Annotated in this window: 15 protein-coding genes; all 15 read right to left on the bottom strand. The window is 51.4% G+C overall.

Annotated features, from left to right (window positions below):
• Positions 1–56 precede the first annotated feature (56 nt).
• The 15 genes from CFT68_RS10055 to CFT68_RS22410 all read right to left on the bottom strand — a co-directional run bounded on the left by CFT68_RS10055 (position 57) and on the right by CFT68_RS22410 (position 18,018).
• Positions 57–1,301, bottom strand: coding sequence for a glycosyltransferase (locus tag CFT68_RS10055; protein WP_088843291.1), 1,245 nt, complete (start codon positions 1,299–1,301; stop codon positions 57–59).
• 277 nt (positions 1,302–1,578) lie between these two features.
• Positions 1,579–2,928 (bottom strand): glycosyltransferase, encoded by a 1,350-nt coding sequence (locus tag CFT68_RS10060; protein ID WP_141106511.1) that lies wholly within the window; start codon positions 2,926–2,928, stop codon positions 1,579–1,581.
• Positions 2,900–3,934 (bottom strand): glycosyltransferase family 4 protein, encoded by a 1,035-nt coding sequence (locus CFT68_RS10065; protein WP_170934756.1) that lies wholly within the window; start codon positions 3,932–3,934, stop codon positions 2,900–2,902. The genes CFT68_RS10060 and CFT68_RS10065 overlap by 29 nt, the downstream gene beginning before the upstream one ends.
• Positions 3,935–4,216: 282 nt before the next feature.
• Positions 4,217–5,764 carry a lipopolysaccharide biosynthesis protein gene (locus tag CFT68_RS10070; RefSeq protein WP_088843294.1) on the bottom strand — a complete coding sequence of 516 codons (1,548 nt, stop codon included), beginning with the start codon at positions 5,762–5,764 and terminating at the stop codon, positions 4,217–4,219.
• A gap of 181 nt (positions 5,765–5,945) precedes the next feature.
• Positions 5,946–6,950, bottom strand: coding sequence for a glycosyltransferase family 2 protein (locus CFT68_RS10075; RefSeq protein WP_088843295.1), 1,005 nt, complete (start codon positions 6,948–6,950; stop codon positions 5,946–5,948).
• Between the two features lie 14 nt (positions 6,951–6,964).
• Entirely contained in the window at positions 6,965–7,981 is a 1,017-nt protein-coding gene (locus CFT68_RS10080) for a glycosyltransferase family A protein (RefSeq protein WP_088843296.1), read from the bottom strand.
• Positions 7,982–8,884 carry a glycosyltransferase family 61 protein gene (locus CFT68_RS10085; RefSeq protein ID WP_088843297.1) on the bottom strand — a complete coding sequence of 301 codons (903 nt, stop codon included), beginning with the start codon at positions 8,882–8,884 and terminating at the stop codon, positions 7,982–7,984. It abuts the gene before it with no gap.
• 146 nt (positions 8,885–9,030) lie between these two features.
• Positions 9,031–10,008 (bottom strand): glycosyltransferase family 2 protein, encoded by a 978-nt coding sequence (locus tag CFT68_RS10090; protein ID WP_170934758.1) that lies wholly within the window; start codon positions 10,006–10,008, stop codon positions 9,031–9,033.
• 69 nt (positions 10,009–10,077) lie between these two features.
• On the bottom strand, positions 10,078–11,022 hold the full coding sequence (locus CFT68_RS10095; RefSeq protein WP_088843299.1) for a glycosyltransferase family 2 protein: 945 nt from the start codon (positions 11,020–11,022) through the stop codon (positions 10,078–10,080).
• Positions 11,009–11,578, bottom strand: coding sequence for a GNAT family N-acetyltransferase (locus CFT68_RS10100; RefSeq protein WP_088843300.1), 570 nt, complete (start codon positions 11,576–11,578; stop codon positions 11,009–11,011). Before CFT68_RS10100 ends, CFT68_RS10095 begins: the two co-directional genes overlap by 14 nt.
• 65 nt (positions 11,579–11,643) lie before the next feature.
• Positions 11,644–12,648: an aspartate aminotransferase family protein gene (locus CFT68_RS10105; protein ID WP_088843301.1), complete on the bottom strand. Its 1,005-nt coding sequence runs from the start codon at positions 12,646–12,648 to the stop codon at positions 11,644–11,646.
• A gap of 13 nt (positions 12,649–12,661) precedes the next feature.
• Positions 12,662–13,408: a WbqC family protein gene (locus CFT68_RS10110; RefSeq protein WP_088843302.1), complete on the bottom strand. Its 747-nt coding sequence runs from the start codon at positions 13,406–13,408 to the stop codon at positions 12,662–12,664.
• A gap of 101 nt (positions 13,409–13,509) precedes the next feature.
• Positions 13,510–14,586 (bottom strand): DegT/DnrJ/EryC1/StrS family aminotransferase, encoded by a 1,077-nt coding sequence (locus CFT68_RS10115; protein WP_088843303.1) that lies wholly within the window; start codon positions 14,584–14,586, stop codon positions 13,510–13,512.
• Positions 14,587–14,622: 36 nt separating this feature from the next.
• Positions 14,623–16,386 carry an ABC transporter ATP-binding protein gene (locus CFT68_RS10120; protein WP_088843304.1) on the bottom strand — a complete coding sequence of 588 codons (1,764 nt, stop codon included), beginning with the start codon at positions 16,384–16,386 and terminating at the stop codon, positions 14,623–14,625.
• A gap of 1,419 nt (positions 16,387–17,805) precedes the next feature.
• The gene (locus CFT68_RS22410; RefSeq protein ID WP_088843306.1) at positions 17,806–18,018 is read right to left on the bottom strand and encodes a transposase; all 213 of its coding nucleotides are present in this window, start codon (positions 18,016–18,018) and stop codon (positions 17,806–17,808) included.
• Positions 18,019–18,076 lie beyond the last annotated feature (58 nt).

Consider the following 18,076-nt stretch of genomic DNA (forward strand, 5'->3'; position numbering starts at 1 on the left):
TGCAAATATGATTCTGCCTAGCCTACGGCTTGTGACAATACGAAACGGTTACTGGCCTACTTAGCAAGTACGTCGTCTAGAACCGCCACCCACTGCTGGAATATTTTTTCCCGGCTAAAGTCCTGCATGCGCCGACTGGCTAATTTGCCCAGCCGATCACGCTCTGCCGCATTACCCAACAGGCGGTCTAGAGTGGCAGCCCATACCTGCTGATCGGCAGGCAGGCTGGCCGGCTGATTGAGCATGGGCATCAGCACGCCAAATTCGGCGGTTTCCGCCTCCCGGATTGGCTGACGCGGAGTGCAGGTGGTAGGAGCCAGAATTTCGCGCGGACCGGTTGGGCAGTCCGTTGTAACTGGGGGCACTCCGCAAATCATGGCCTCCCCTAACGCCATTGGAAAGCCTTCCCAGGCCGAGGGAAACACAAAGAGTGAAGCGGGCCGAATATACTTGAAGGGATTCTTCTGAGTGCCCAGGAAATATACGTCATAGTCCGGGGTCATCATCTCTTCGTTCCACGCCTCGTACACCCGCAGACCCAGCTGCCGGGCCCGGCGAGTTAAATCGTTGCGCAACTCTCCGTCGCCCAGAAATACCAACTTGGCCGGCCGGCGCTTCAGCAGCTCAGCGAAGATAACCAGCAGAGGGGCCTGATTTTTCTGAATAGCCAGCCGTCCCGACGTTACAAGCACGGGCGCTGCATTATACACGGCCTGCTCAGCCGCAGAGAGCGACTCGCGGGCTTTTTCCTCAATCTGGCCGACTTCGAAAAAGTTGTTGATGGTTTGAATCTTCTCGGGTTTAACGCCGAAGCTTTCCACCAGTTCCGGGTTGATGTCCCGGCTTACAGTAATGATCCGGTCAGCGCGGTTATACAGGCTAGGCATCAGAAGCTTTTTCCGCACCCAGCCTACGACCCCGTTGATGTTGCCATCGTGCAGCTTAGAGCCATGAATACACAGCACCACTTTTTCAGCGCCTTTACTTAGCAGATTCACGTAGTCGGCTCCTTCCAGATGACTAACGCACACATCCGTTTTCAACTCGCGCTTGAGGTTCCGCAGCCGCGCGATTCGTCGGGCAAAATTCTGAATTTTGTCAAGAGCATTGCCCCCTCCATCTACGGCAAGGCTTACCAGCTTATTCTCGCTGGGGTAGATGTTGCCCTCGTCCATATTGAACACGGCTTCGGTTACCGTATAGTGATTAGCAAGCTCAACACTATGATCGTGAAATACCCGTTGTGCTCCCCCGAACCCCAGGTTGGGAATAAGCAGTAGCAGTTTCTTAGAAGCCAGCATATAGAAATTTTCCGGCAAAGATACTGGCTTTTGGCAGAAGCAGCACGCTTTCACTCACAACCTACCGGCCTTCCCAACTAAGTGAATGGGCTGCAGACGGCTGATATAAGGGGCTTCTGACTGGTCGTTATCACTCCTTGTTAGTCTACATGGGCCTTACTGCTTTTATCTTATTCCCGGATTGGTTTCCCCATAGTACCAGTTATATTGTCTTGCATTCTGCTCCTAGCACTTATTTGAATACCGTGCTCAACATGTCAAAAGACCAAGCCAACTCTTAAACCAGTGCCGCAGTGTGCATCGCGTTCAAACAGTCTTGATACAAACTAGTGTAGGCGGCTACGCAACGGTCCATATTAAACTTTGCAAAGGCATCAGGGGCCCAGGTCTGGTGTTGCTTAAGCAGAGACTCATTGGTAGCGTACTGAAGCATGGCTTGGTAGAGCTGATCAGCATCCGCTAGCCCCTCCGTTGGAAAATCAATCAGAATACCTGCCTCATGGTCATCGTCGGTGCGGATCATCCGCTGGATTTCTCCTACGTTGGTTGAGATAACAGCCTTACCGCAGAATAAGTATTCTGCGATGGAATTTGGCAGGCTCTCTTTCAGGGAAGAAGCTAAAATACCAACATCCAGGGAGGCAATACAATCTACAGGGTTATTTATAAAACCCAGAAACTGTATATCCTGATTACTCTGATATTCTTTACGCAGTTGATCCACAAACTGGCTGGCTCCTATCAGGAGTAGCCGGAGGGGGCGCGTCACATCCTTTTGCAGCCGCTGAAAAGCCTGAATAACCGGAACCCAGCCTTTTTCTGGTACTCCTCGGGCTACCATTCCGTAAACCAGCGCCTCTGCAGGCACCTCCAGTGCCTTGCGGGTGAAGTAGGCGGCTTCATCCGAGAAGCGACCTTCCAGACCGTTATAGATCTGCTTGAGGTGAATATGACCTGTAACTGCTCCAACAACGGTGGGTCGTAAGGCTTCCAGATTCTGCTCGGACAGGTACGCTACCCCGTTAATACGGCCGACTGTTTCGGTAAGTAACTGTATATAGCTGGGAATGGCGTGGATATGTCCTTGCTGGTAGGCACTCAGAAACTGTTCGTAATCGCCGTGCATGGTTACTACCAGCGGAATGTGAGGCAGCTCGCGCAGCACCTGCGCGCACAATTGGTCGGCTTTGAATGTATTGCTGCTAATGACCTGAATATTTTTCTCCTCGATAACCTGCTTCAGGTGTTTGCGCAGACTACCCAGGCGTAGCGCCGAACTGTGCCCATGCCGCTGCATCCAGCCGTCTGAACGGAGCAGCAGGTTATCCAATGACTTGCTCACGGGGTTATACTGCAGCAACTCAACATCTGGAGCCAGCCGTTTTACCAAGTCATGCTCGGTGTACTGCCAGTACATATTGTAAAGAAATACGCAGTGGCCTGCCTCATGCAAAGCTTGCGCTAGTCGGAGGGCAAATGTTTGGGCACCTCCGATGCGTAATTCTTCAACAGCGACGAGAATGTTCATGCGGGATATTGGTAATAGGCTGAGCGTATTTCTTACTGCGGCGTAAAGCAGTAATTTCTGTAAATGGCCCTTATCGTTTCTGAGTTGGGGCGCCGGCAAGCGGCAGATGCTTTTCCAGCAGCAGCCGGACTGTTTTTCCCCACTGCTGCCAGTTCAGCTTTTCTTCATACAAATTTCTGGACGAAACCCTGAGTTGCTGATATAGCACCGGGTTTTCAAAGACAGCCTGAATGGCCTGGGCAAAATCGGCTCCTGTAGCTTGTAAGCTCAGCCGGTAGCCGTTGATGCCCTCCTCCACAAAATCAGCAATGCCTCCGGTATCTGTGGTAAAGGACGGAACCCCGAAGGAGCTGGCCTCGCAGAAGGCAATGGCAGCGCACTCGGCACGGGTTGGCAGCAGGAAGAAGTCAGCTTCTTTGTATAGCTGCACCATGCGCTGCATTTCTGATTCTTTGTTCTTATCTAGAAACGGTATTACCATCAGTTTTTCGTGCGTAAATCCAGCTGGTGGCACACATCCACAAATTGTTAGGTGCGCATCCACGCCCCTCTTATTCAACTCCACCAGTGTGTTGAAGGCAATTTCGCCGCCTTTCCTGTTCCATTCTACCCCCACAAATAACAGCTTGCATTGCGGTGTTCTTGGCCGGGCCAGCACTTCCTGGCGGGGTAGTACTACCGGAAAGTTCGCCCCGAACGGCACCACCTCTACTTTGCTGGCTGGGGCCCGAAAATCGTTAATAGCTGAGTTGGCTGCCCACTGGGAAGAGTAAATCAGCAAGTCAGCCCTAGTAATTGCCCGCTGCTCAATATAAGCCAGCTCGCGCTTGGAAATGGGTAGCAGGCTGGACAGGCCCGGGTAGTAGTCGATCAGCTGCGTGATGGTAGAGTCGCAACAGTAGACGATTGGCAACTCTGTTTCTAAAAAGGCAAACTCGGTATAACCCGCCGGTGCAAATATGAGGTCGTACTTCCCCTTTTTCAGTTTTCGCGCAAATACGCCCGCGTACAACAGGGAAGTTAATACACTGATACTGTATTGGTAGCGCCGCCCATTCGCAATCTTTCCCACTAACTTATTTACCCGGTCGCCGAGGGCAAACAAAAAGCGTAGGCTTACCGGGCCCAGGTAGTCAACTTCTCCTACATGGGCTCCCAAGCTTTGGCTTATCATGTAGTGCAGCCCGGACCATGAGCGACGACTGTGCGGGTCAGTCGAGGTCAGAAAGGCAATCCGGTAGGGACGGGAAATAGGCATTGTGATTAGATCAGGCGTGGTGAAGGGCCCAGGAACTGCTCGAAGCAATTAACATACCTGAGTGAAATTAGCGTAGCAGCTGGGTTGGTAGCAGGAAGACCCAGAAAAACAGTATCCGAACTGGAAAGCTTAGGACGACGGAACAACCAACAATATGCGCTGCAGCCGGGCGGGTACATACGGCCCGAAAGGATGCCGCAGAAACATAAGCCAAGTAAATCCGGCCAGCAGAACACCGGCCAAGCACCCCAGCAGGCCAAATACCAGCACTGTGTTGGGAAGCACTACCTGCATCCATTTTACGAACATATACACTACTCCTCCCGCAACACTGATCCCCGCGGCCGGTACTAATATGGATGACCAAGAATCATGCAGCGGAATGGCTAGGTATTTTTTCAGCAAGTAGGGAGTATACCAACTGGAGGTAAGCGAAGAAGCAATCAGAGTGCCCACCAACACCCCCGGCAGACCGATCTGCTGGCCCAGAAACACCGACAGGGCAATGTTGAGGCCTGCCTCGAAGAGGCTCATCAGGCTCAGCTGACGACTGTTGCCCTTAGCATATAAAAAGAAGGACATGGAGCGTACGATGGTCTGCTGCACCATCAGAACTAGGGCCAGACTCAGCACCAGATTACTGGCAAAAAAGCTGGGACCCACCCAGAGCGTAATAAACCACTGGTTAAAGCATAGAATCAGCCAGAAAGCTAGCGTACCAAGCGTACTGGTTAACAGTAGTACGCGGCGGTACTGCTCCCGGGCGCGGTCGCTTGACTCATGGGTCACAATCTCCATCACAGCGGGGGTGGCATTTTCTGTCACCCGGCTCAGCAAGCTCAATCCTACTTCCGGAATGCGCACTGTAATGGAAAATATGGTTACTGCCGCTAGTGAAACTACTTTACCAATAACCAGCCGGTCAGTATTTAAAATAATTTGGGTAGCCAACCCATGCAAAAACATAAATCGACCATTGCTAAATAACAATTTTAGCAATGGCTTGTCAAAGTGAATTCGAGCTATTTTCAGCTTAGGATAATAACGACGTAGTAAAATAACTTGCACCAGCAGAGTGGTAAAAACCTGAAATATATTAGAATATACGAACGCCCAGAGCCCAACCCCTTGCGAAAGTAAGACAATAGAAAGGATCGTTCCGGAAATGTTGACGATAAACGAAGTAGTGCCGATGAGAGTCTGACGATGATGCGCGTAGAATATTCCGCCTAGCCCGCGTTGCAAAAACTGCGCGCCCATAACTACGCTTAAAGTAAACACAATCGGTACGGCAACCTCGGCCAAATCTGCTCGTAAATGGTACATGCCCGGAACAAAGGGAGCGCAGAAAAAGCCAATAAGAGAGACAAGAAGGCCTAACGCCAAGAAAGCATAAACTCCCGTACTCATAATTCGATTGATCATGAGCTGATTATGCTCATCATCTCCGCGGTGAAGCGCAAACTGCTGGATTACAGCTGGGCCAAATCCGAAGTCGAATAATGCCAAATATCCAATCACCTGGAAAAAAAGAATGGATAGCCCATACTCTTCTTTATCTAGGTATCGCACCATCAAGGGTGTACTAACAATAGATACAAGCATACCAATAATGGTAAATGCCTGAGAGGATACGGTACCTAGAAGTGCCGATCGGCTACGCGAAACAAAGGACATACGACTTTTGACAAATTGTTAAATTATATAAATAAACTTATAAGTATTCAAATTTAGGTACTATAATTCGATTAAAAACACCTTTTTATTAGTTATATTAATTAAAAATCTGCAGATAATTATTTTAAATCAACAAATTTATACTTTAATATAGTATCGTATAAATTGTGCTTAACAATTATTACTTTAACCTCCTCAAAGATTGCATCCACATTTTGGCTCGCTTACGAACTGATATTGGTCCGTAAGAAGCAAAAGGGCTTTTATAATAGGTCCGCACACTGCCAAAATTAGGCTGTGTATAAGCATAGCACACTTCAAACCATCGTTCTCCTAGTCCACGCTTGAGGGCCAGCATATCGAACAGTGGAACCTGCTCATTGTGCTGCAAAAGCTTTTGAAACCAAGTAGATATTTCTTCTAAACGGATATCATGCAATGGCCGGCCCAGCATAGCAGTCAGATTATATATCTGTAGTTCTCTTTCTGAGAATTTTAAGTTCCACTCGCGAAGTATTCCTTCTCGTACCACATCCGAGACTTCAGCTCGTTCCCGTAAAATATTTTTTTTATGGGCATTTAGGGGAACCCTATATTGTATCAATGCTTCTTGTATGGTAGCAATTTGCAGTTGCCGAATGTAGCGGGCGCAAAAGTCATAGTCTTCTGTTTGTCGCAGGGTAGCATCGTAACGCATACCTTGTTGCAAGAATAGACTAGTGCGCATCATCGAGGATGGATTACCCGTTGGCAGGGTAAACAAGGTCAGCACTTGTGCATCAGCGGGATGTGCCGGGTAGCGGTTTAAGTACGTGCTGGCCTCGAAGTTTTGCATAAAGCTTCCCACTACATTGATTTCCGGGTGCTGATCTAAGTAGGCTACCTGCCGGGCTAGGCGTTCCGGATGGCAAATGTCGTCCCCATCCATCTTGGCAATGTACTCCCCGCGCACGTAGGCCAGAGCGGTATTATCGGTGCCAGCTCTCCCCATGTTATGCGGGTTAAGCAGTAGCCGAATTCGAGGATCGGTGAACGAGCGGATTTGGGCCACGGTGTCGTCCGCAGAGCAATCATCCAGGATTAGCAGCTCGAAATCTTCAAAAGTCTGGCTGAGCAAACTTTCAACAGTGGCTTTTATATAGGCTGATACGTTATAAACGGGCAGCACTACGGAAACTTTGCACATACGCGTTCGGCAGGTTACTTCGATTTATGGGCTATCCAGGAAGCAGGGTTCAGCCGATAGTAGTACACAAAATTCTGCAATCGTTTCGACATCTGCCAGCCGACTACCTTATCCAGCAGGTGAAACATCGGAGTGCTAGGAGGCGGAGCTGTACTTCCTCCCAGTGCTCGCACCCGGGCGGCAGCTAGTTGCCGGGCTTCCGCATAGTGGGGGTAATACTCATAGATAAAGCGCTGGTAATTGTTGGCGCAAGCCCGCCGGGTACGCGGCGTATCCTGATAAGCCAACAGCGCTGTTTCGTAAGCTTGGCATACTGCCAGATGGGATAAGGTGGCCTTTTCGCTCCGTATGCTACTCAATGAGTCGGATATACCTTTGCGGTAGAAAGACTTTGCTTCTTGGCAAAAGATGATTTCATGAGCCTGTAATAGTACCCGGCTGAAAAATTCTCCGTCGTCGTGCAGGGAAATACGCTCATCCCAAGGGCCGGCAGCGGCAATTAATGTGCGGTGCGTTAGCCAAGCGGAGGGCTGCATCCAGACTCCGTTCTCCCACGCGTCGAGAAGCCACTCTACTGGATCTGTGTAGTCGCGCCAGAGCACAGTGGGCCGCAAGTCTTGCTCGTTAGGCTCGTGGTAGAACATAGCCCAAGCTGAGGAGGAAATCTTCACCCCTGACTTTTGGCGCAAGCATTCCATCTGCGCCTGAATTTTGTTGGGGTGCAGCAGGTCGTCGGCATCCAGATACTGGATGTATTCGCCGGTAGCAGCGGCAAAGGCCTGGTTGCGGGACGCACTGGCCCCAGCATTTGGCTGGGCAATTACTTGTACTGTCGGACTGGCGTAACGGCGCGCCTTAGCCAGGGTGTCATCCTTTGAGCCGTCATCTACTATGATTAATTCCAAATTAGGCCAGGTTTGGGCCAGAACCGAATCTAGGGTTTTCTCAATGTAGGCCGCAGCATTGTAGGCCGGAATCAGGACGGAAACCTTGGCCGCTGCCGGTTCCTCGCGAAGTATTTCTCTTTGCATTTAAACTGAGTGCTGAGCCAGAACAGCCCGAAGGGCATCCACATCTACCCAAATGTCGGCGTCTTGCACTTGCTGCTGCTCATCTGCGGCCGTGCAATACAACAGGTGGTAAGTATACTGCAGCGTGCCAGCCAGTTGCTGAAAAAAGTAATTTTCTCCGTTGTCAAATTTTCGAAACTCGACCACAGTCGCCCCTTCCTGCAAAAACACCATGTTAGACAAGCCCGCACCATGAAGGCCTACCAGCATCTGCACATTGGAACACAGCTGCACCTGCTCTGCAAAGGTATAGTCTTCAAAACAAAGAATAGTAAAGCCGAAAGCGGCCAGTACTTGCTCTACTTCTGCCTCGTTAAGGACCTTGCGGCGGGAAGCTTTACGCCGACTAATGTACAAGCGCGGCGCCACTGTGGGGGCTACCGTAGCGGTAGCTGCCAGCACGGTGGTTTTCAACTCCTGTAGTGCCGACAACGAATAATTCCCCATAGTTTCCACCGAGTACGGCAGGATACCTTGCGGAACGTAATAAACCGTATCGGGCAGTAGCCGCTCTACCCGCTCTACTCCTAGTATTCGTAGAGTATCCGCGTAAAAAACTTCGGTATAAGAAGCAGGTAGCAGCAAGGTAAAATTCAAAGCTGCACGCTTGGCTTCTAAAAGCTTAGGTATGCTCTCCAGCAGCCAGTGGTAGTAGCCCCGATAGGAGCTATGGACGGTGAGGTATACCGGACCTTTAGGCAATCTGACCTTCCGATTGATGAACCACAGCTTAATAAGACCTCGCCAGTTATGGAGCTTTACTCGTCCTTGCTTAGTCCGGATGACAGATTCTGGTACTAATTGGAAAAACGAGAACACCGCTCCGTCCGCCAGCAGGTAATAGCTTTTTAGCCGTTTAATCATGGGAGCTCACCTTGTAAATTATTAGGGGCATTGGGTATGGGGCGAGAGTATCCCCATACAGAACTACCTCTTATTTGGTTGTCACTCCTCCCTGCCCCTCATGGTCACCAGGCCACCAGGCCACCATTAGCCTGAATTAAGGGCTGCTAAGCCGTCTTTCTGTTACGGCCCAGCAGCCGTTCTTTCAGCCAGTAGGCGCTATCGTACCAGATACGCAAGGGCTTGTCGCCATGCACTAGGTATCGGAAATGATTAACAATGCCCGCGCCTAAGTTTTCGTACAGCAGATTATAGCGCGCCTGCTCCTCATACAGGTATGCCTTCTGCCGGGCCAGCACAGGCCGCAGTACCGGACCCATACCTGCGCCCGACTGCACTACACCCTCCATCAGCAGAATTAGCGCTTGGCGGGCCTGAATCTTGTACTTCCACATCTTATAACGGTTACCCGTCATATTGTTGCCGTGTGTACGCACATAGAACTCGGTTCCCTCCCGATTATCGTACACAAATTTCTGATTCTGCAGCACAGCCCGGTACCAGAAGTGCCAGTCTTCCAGGGAAAACAGCGTTTTGTCAAAGGGGCCGGCGGCTACGGCCATGCTGCGCCTGAACAGTGGACTCCCCACTAGGAAGATATTGTCCAGAGCCATATGCATGGCTAGGTTTACTCCCTGAGCCGATATGGGTGGCATAGTCAGGTGAAACTGCCGGAAGTTTCGCGGTACGGTGAGGTCGTCGGAGTGGGTATAGATGTATGTATCAGCGTACACCAAAGCAACGTCTGGCTGCTGCTCCAGTAGGCCCACCTGAATTTCCAGTTTGCGCTTGCTGATATAATCATCCGCGTCCAGCAACTGTATATAGGCACCCTGCGCAAGCGAAATTCCAGTATTGCGCGCGGCCGACAGTCCCTGATTTTGCTGGTAATGATATTTTATCCGGTTGTCCTGCGCCGTGTAACGAGCTACTACTTCCGCCGTATTATCCTTCGACCCATCATCAACTACAATGATTTCCCAGTGCGGATAGGTCTGCGCCTTGATGCTGTTAATAGCGTCGGAAATATAGGCGCTATAGTTGTAGCTGGGAATAACGACGCTTACCAGGTTAGCATTTATCATGGCAGTCAAAACAGGACAATGAGTAGTATGTAGGGGCATCGCACCCTACCGGCAGATTCTGTCTCCCCGCTAATTTTGCGAGGTATTGGCTTGCTGGAGCCGGCGTTCCAGATACACCGCTAAGCGCTGGCGGTCATAAAACAATCCTTTCGCCCTGTAGAGCAACGGCTCCCAGCGCTGGCCTTGGCTGAGAAGATACCGAGCGTACCCTTTGTATTGCATAGCCAGATATATATCTGCGTGCTTCTTGTCCTTAGGCCTGAAGACGTGTTCCTGAAACATTTTGGCCTCAAAAATCCGGCGCTTAAACTTATCCGCCGACTGCGCCATGATATTGCCAAGCCCAGTATGGTGAATGCGGTAGCGTGACATTACCCGGGGTAGGTAAATAGCCGGGCCGTATTTGGTGCTGAGCAGTTGCAACGTATAATCTCCGCTGTACACTCCCTCAAACCAGTCAGGCAAGGGTAAGGGTAGGCTGGCTGTCCGGAAGAGCATAGAGGCTGTCGGAACAAACCAGCCATACCGGGCAAAATCCAGTTGGCTGTAAGTCTTAGGGGCCGAGCCGGCGGGGGGCAAGATATGGGGGAACTCTTCGCCGAAAGTCCATTCGATACTTCCATCGGTGCTGTTGAAGGTATCTGCGTCATGGAAGCTCATTCCACAGTCCGGGCGAGCCTCCAAAGCCTCTACTTGTAGGAGCAGCTTTTGGGGGTCAGTCCAGTAATCATCCCCTTCCAGCGCGGCAATGTACTTACCGGTACAGGCCGCCATGCAGGCCCGGGTGTTAGCACCCGGGCCCAGGTTCTTTTCATGGAATAGCGGCTTGATGTTGTCCGGAAAGCGCCGGGCATAATCGGCGACAATCTCCCGCGTGTTGTCACTCGAGACATCGTCGCCGATGATCATCTCAATTTCCAGTTCCGGGCACCGTTGCTCCAGCACCCCCTCAATGGTTTGAGCGATGTAGGGACCGTGATTATAGGTGATAGTGCAAACACTAACTTTTATCATCCTGCCAGTAGTTATTTTGCTCAATCAGCGCAAAGTAGTCTTCCCGGGTAAGCCCCACTTCAATCCGGTCCCAGTAGCGGTTGTTGCGGAAGTACCAGTTACGCCGACGGCCCTCTTCCTTCCAGCCGCACTTGCGGGTAATCATATTGTAGGCAACCTGGTTGTACTCAATTACAGTACCATCAAGCCGGGCTAAGTGCAGTTCTTCAAAGGCATAACGGGCAATAGCCATAAAGATGTCGACGCCGTAGCCCTTGCCCCGAATGTCCTTGTCGCCGAGCTGCAGGCCGGTAAAAGCATGGTTATTTTTCCAGTCAATATCCACCAGGTTCACGGTCCCGATCAGCCCCAGATCTTCCGTTTCCACGGCAAACCGCTGGTTAAGGTGGTCATTCTTGATGCCATCAAACCACTTTTTCTGGTAGTCAAATGAGCTTGGGAAGTGCCACCCGCCCAGCGTGTGCCAGATTTCCGGGTCGTTAGCCCACTTATGCAGCTGCGGCAGATCGGCCTCTTCAACGGCCCGGATGATAACTTTACGTCCCAGGATGTTCATAGTAGTAGGTTGGTTGGAAAAAGTAAACCCGGTGGCCTTCTAGCAACCGGCACAATGGTATATTTTCAGCTTTCGCCCTGCAGCAATCTAAGCACTTGCTCCGCAACGCGGCTCAGCTCAGCCGGACCGGACCGGTGGTCGAGAGGCAAGGCCAGTACACCGTCCACAAAGGTTTTTTCTCGGACGAATGCCCCGGGGCGCTGGCGCATTTCCGGCCACAGCCAGGGCACAAAGATCTGGTGTTCAAAAAGCTGACTTCGATCTGCCACGGGCCGGGTTAGCCGGAGTGGGTAGCAAAACGGAATGCTGCCCGCCTCCAGCGGCAGCCACTCGCGGGCCACGCCGCTTTGCAGCACAGGTGCCAGCAACTGCCGGTACAAAGCATAGTTGGCTTGCCGCTTTCGGGCAATACTGGCGTAATCCAACCACGAAAGCCAGCTCTGACTTACCGCCGACATTCCCTGGGGGGCATAGCTAAGCTGCTCTTCGTACTGGCTGTAGGCGGCGTAGGCGGCGGCCTGGTGGCCTGCCTGCCGTTCCACAAGGTGCGTTAGGCTAATGGCTTGGTTTGAGGGCAGCGTAACAGGGGGCATTGGCGCCGGAGCGTACAGATACGCCCCATCTGGAACGCCAAAAAACTTGCGGGCGGAGTTAAAGCCCCACACCCCCGGGGCAGGCTCCTCAAAAAAAGCCTGGGTTAAATCCAGTAGCAACCGGGCCCCATAGCGCCGCGCTAACGTTGCGGTGTAGGTGGTTTTTAAGCCGAAATAGTTTACGTAGAGAATATATTCACCGTCGGATAGCTCCACCGGGGCCTCCAATTCTAACTCTTCCGTAAGGGCATAGAAGCTATAGGGTACTTGCGCCTGTTCCAGAGCTTGCAGCACCGAGTCGCAGATGTAAAATGGTACCCACACCCTAGAAGGCCGCAACTGGCCGGCCAGTACGGCCAAGCAGGCTCGTCCGCTGGCCAGAGCAGCCCAAGCCCGCGCGTGGGGGCTGACCGGGCCAATGGGCAGCTCTATCTCAAAAAAGCCTCCAATGGATGCCGCAGCAGTTGGGTTACTCATTTCAGCTAGGTTGTTACTGCGTGAGATGATATCTACGCAACAACTCCGCCGTCTCAGCTACCGAGTTGTTCATCAGAATGTCTATTATGGAAAGGCCAGGCACAAACTCGCCCTTACCAAGCTGCCGGTAAGGGTGCAGCTCCGGCTGCAGAAAATGCAGCCGCATGCCGTGCGCCGCAAAAGTTTCGTGGTCGTATAGCTCCCGGCCGCCCTGGGCATTTACGTAGTTGGTGGCCTCCTCCCGTCGGCAGATATCAAGTACCCTCTCTTGGCTTCGCAAGTGCTGATTATTGTAGCAGGCGGAAGTTGGAATCAGTTCAACTGGTAGATGCAGATAGGCAATAATCTCCGTAAGGCTTACCCGTACCAGGTCAGCCACGGTATGTGCCTGAGGATAATGGAGAACCCGCTCAATCAGATCGTAAGCCAGCTCGAAATGCGGGGCCCGGCGGTAGCTCTGGGCAATAGTCTGCAGCAGCTTGACCCGCCAGGGAGTTTTGGTATTCAAGACAATGTCACGGATCAGCCGATTAGGGCTCGGCGCATCCAATGGAATGGTAAAGAGGAAAGGCTGACCGTTAACCAGCAACCGGTTACGATTAATCCACCCGCCTTTAATAAACTGCACATCGTCGTAGACCACAAACCGGTCAGCCGCTGCTATCAACTGAAAATAACCCAGGTAAGGAAAAATATACGGCTGCATAATAGCAACTGTACGCCGGGGTGCAGTTTCTTGTGTGGTTGGAAGAGTGGACATAAGAAGTGAGGAAGAACAGATTATTGGCGCAAACTGGCAACTCTATATCGTTCCGGGCACGCGTAAATGGCAGCTCTTGGCTGCGTCAGCAAAGCGAAGGCCTACGCTAGTGCCTTTCTGATCAGCTGGCTGATGCGCCGTACCTCATCGTGCTCCAGTTGCTGGTAGAACGGCAAGCACAGTACACGCAGGGAAATATCTTCCGAAACCGGGCAGTCTGCGCCTGTGTGATAAGGCAGCTTGTTGAGCGACGGAAAGAAGTAGCGACGCGTGTTGATATCGTGCGCAGCCAGCATGTCTTTTACCCGTTGCATTTGCTCCTCACTTTCAAGGATGATGGGGAAGTAAGAGTAGTTATACTCCGTAGCCGGTGGGGTTACTGGGTAGCGCAGGTTCAGGGAAGCCAGTTCCGCCTGGTACAGCTCAGCCACCTGCCGGCGGGCCGCAATAAACTCAGGCACCCGCGGCAGGTTGCACAGGCCCATGGCGGCATGAAACTCGGAATTCTTGCCGTTTACGCCCAGGAAAAAGTATTCGTCGCCAATGTGACCAAACGATTTGTAGAGCCATACCTTTTTGGCCAGTTCCTCACTGGTCGTAATAATGGCTCCACCTTCACTGGTATGAAACAACTTGGTGGCGTGAAAGCTACAAGTGGTAATGTCGCCGTAGGTAAGCAGCGACCGACCGTGCACTGTTACGCCAAAAGCATGGGCCCCATCATAAATTACCTTCAGGTTATGCCGCCGGGCAATGTCCTCAATAGCCAACACGTCGCAGGGATAGCCGTATACGTGCGTGGCTAGAATAGCCGAGGTGCGTGGCGTAATAGCGGCCTCAATCTTGGTGGCATCAATGCAAAAGCTCTGCTCTTCAATGTCCACGAAAACCGGCTCGCAGCCTTCCCATAAAATAGCGGTGGTAGTGGCTACGTAGGAAAAAGGCGTGGTAATAATTTCACCCGTCAAATCTAGGGCTTTAATCGCCACTTGCAAGGCAATGGTGCCATTGGACATGAACTGCACGAGGCCACCGCTGAGCGCGGCGCTCAACTCGGTTTCGAGCTGCTGTACCAACGGCCCGTTATTGGTCAGCCAGCCCCGCTCCCATATTCCCTCCAAGTAGCCAATGTATTCTTGCAGTGGCGGTAAATACGGCTTCGTGACGTTGATGCTCATGTAGGTAAAATAGATTTGAAGCGGATCTCAATGCGGTTAAGCAAGGGTACGCATCAGGTTTTCGTACTGGTGCTCGGCCACTATCTGGCCGTTGCGCAGCTCATAAATCCGGTCGCACTCCCGTAGGGTAGTAAGCCGGTGAGCAATGATGAAGATGGTAATATTCGTGTGCGACAACTTGCTGATGGCTTCACTTACCTCCCGCTCAGTTTCATTATCTAAGGCACTGGTTGCCTCATCCAGTACCAGTACCTCGGCCTGCTTGTACAAAGCGCGGGCAATGCCAATGCGCTGACGCTGCCCACCAGATAGCCGGGACCCTCGCTCCCCAATAGAAGTATTTAATCCTTCGGGCAACTTGGCCACGAAGTCCATGAGTGAAGCCTGCTCGAGGGCATACTGCATCCGTTCGGAATCAACCTGCTCGTCGCGCAGGGTGATGTTATCACCAATGGATGCTTCCATTAGGAAAGTATCTTGTTTAACGTAGCCAACTAACTCATACCAAGCCGCCAGGTTAGCCGGTGAAAGAGCCGCTTCATCTACTTTAATACTGCCCTTGCCCTCTGTGTAGAAGCGAAGCAGCAGGTTCATTAGAGTAGTCTTACCAGAGCCGGAGCTACCGATAAAACCTATCTTTTCTCCTTTGTTGACCATGAAGGAGATGTTGTCCAGCACTGGTTTTTCGCTTCCGGGGAATGAAAACGAAACACGGTTGAAGGAAATTGACTTTTTAAATTCAAGGGGCTGCTGAACAGGCTCTGGGGCTTGCAGATACTCCCGCATCGAGAGAAGATCGTCAATGACATACTGGTTCTGCTTAAGCGTTACTACAGCTGTCAACAGACGGTTCATAGAGGGCATCAAGCGGTAGGCGGCTGCGGCAAACAACCCAATAGTCGTAATCAAGCTGGCTGGGTTGTCGGCAAAAAGTAGTGAGTAGAGGAAAATAGTGACGACAGCTGAAATGGCGACCATCTCAATGAGGCGTTGCGGAATTAAAGAGTAGAGGTAGGCATCAGCTTCCAGATCTTGAATTTCTTCTTGATTGTTGAGAAGGCGCTGTTTAAACTTACGCTGCTTGCCCGCCAAGCGTAACTCGATAAAGCCAATAAAGGATTCTACCAGTGCTCCGTAAGAGAAGGGTCGCAACTCCGATAGAGCAACGCCCACACGCTGCGAACGGTTACGCAGCAGCCGATAAATCAGCATCATGCTGGGCACTAGTACTACCCCTAGAATCACGAACAGAATGGGCTGGTAGATTAGCATGCCGGCAATAACAAGTGCCACAATGATCAGCTCGGAAAAAAAGATAAATAATTGTCGAATTATACCATTGACAAAGGCATTTGGCACATTCAGCGTGCTGTTCATTAGCTTAGGCGAGCCTACCTCATTAAACCGCAAGTAAGGCAGGTTAATGTGCTTTTGGAACTGACTGGCAATAACAGTTAAAGCAATATGCGCGGTGAATTTAACCTGCTGATAACTAATTAATGTTGAGAAGACGTTCTTAATTAAGAATAAAATAAAAACTGTAATAATCAGAAATATTAGAAAGTTTTTCTCAGTCGAGAAACTCAGTGTATTATACAGCCAAAGGCTATACTTATTTTGCAGCACCGACCCGGGCCGGGAAGCTGCCATAATTACTGGTACTAAAGAGGCGAGGCCAAATACATCAAGAATGGAAGCCAGTAATAACAAAAGCAGCATAACTATTGCCTTCCGCTTTTCTTGTGGGGTCAGATAAAATCGGATGCTATCCAGAGAACGAAATACTACCCCTTTTGCCATATTCAATTAATTGACATTACAGTCTACTTCTCACTTAGGCATTGAGTTATACAGAAAACCGTTTTAGGTCTGTTTGAGAGGCTGCTCTACAAACCAGCCTATTAAAAGGCTGTTTGAATAACTAAATAGCATCAGGGCTGAAAATCTTAGCCTGCAAAGATAAGCAATGAGGCGATACTATGAGGAAACCATACCAAGGGAAATAAGTAAGGGGCCTTTTCTCTTGCATTCATAGCGAAGGCTAATGTATCCGTCAAATCCCAACATTCATAAATGACGAACTCAATAGCTTACCCTAATTATAGCAGATTCACAGACAGTGTAGCTGCTGCCCGGTGTGCGTAGGCGGATGCATGCAAGCGTATTCCATGAATTTGCGTCAGCGCGTGGCGTAGGCGCTGACCAAGCTAGGTGCCCAGCAGATGCAGGTGGCTGCACTCTTTTGCATGAGCTTAGCCTTTGTGGGCAAGTTGGTGGCCTTATTTGACCGGCAGGCCGATATCCCCTACTAGAGTTGTGCGCCGCCCTGTAGATCGAAACAGGGCGGCGCATGAGCATCGGCGTGGTTAGGCGCGTGCTCGATGAAGAGGGGGACGCCGCAAAAAAAGCCTGCATGCCACCGAGCGTAACACTGAGCGTGTGCGGACATTGCACCGCCAGCATTTCGAGGTGGTTGCTACGCGCTCGGATGTGCACCAGTATTATTTTCTTAATGAATCGGGTGGCCGTGTACAGACTGCCCTGGTCGGAGTGTACAACAGGACTGGCGCACGACCAGGGTGCGCCGTAGAGCCTCGTTGACCAAGTCTTCGAACATCGCATCACTCACGTCCTAGCCGACAATTTTACGCGAACAGCGGCCCAGCCACACGTCTAAGTAGAGCCAGCTGCCGCCTTGCTGGGGCAAATACGTGATGTCGCTAACTCACACCTAGTTCGAGACAGTGGGGACCGATTTGCCCAGCAGGTGGTTGGGGGCGGCGCGCACGGCTGGGTCGGAATCGGTGGTGCGCGGCACGAATGATCACGGTTGCTGGCCTCGAAGGCCGTGGAGCACGCGGCGGATGCGCCAGCGGCCGACTGCATGACCATAGGCATGCAGTCGGCACGTGCTGTAGCGTTGGCTGTGGTAGATAAATACTTCGCGCACCGCGACTTGCCAGGCTGACTCGACCATTGACACCTGCTGGCGACGTTGCCAGGCTGAGTAGGCGTCTGGGGATATGCACAGGCCCTGGCAGAGCTGGTGTACAGGCACTTGGCCTGCGCGCTGCACAATGTACTGGTAGGTGCTCACGGGGTCGGCTGGCCGAAGATGACCAAGGCCTTTTTAAAATATCTAGCTCCTGCGCCAGCCATTTGTTGACCGCGCACCTCCAAGTCGCGCGCCACTACTTCGCTACTTACTTCAGCCACTACCTAGGCCTGCTGCCAGCGGTAGAGCAGCTTGGGGCTGATTCCCAGCTGCCGCGCCGCGGCCTGCGTGCTGCGGCTCTCGCTAGCTAGGCGCAGGGCTTCCGCCTTAAAGGCCTCGTCGTATTTACGCCGTTGGGCGACGCTCCGTTCGTTTTTGCTGTCATTACATAAGAAATATACGTCCTTCTTCTGTCCATCCTGCCTAGACCACCTCACCTATTACCCTTATTAAAATAATAGGGAATGATAATTGACAATTTAGCTATGGATGCTG

The organism is Hymenobacter gelipurpurascens (genome assembly GCF_900187375.1).
Taxonomy (GTDB): Bacteria; Bacteroidota; Bacteroidia; order Cytophagales; family Hymenobacteraceae; genus Hymenobacter; species Hymenobacter gelipurpurascens.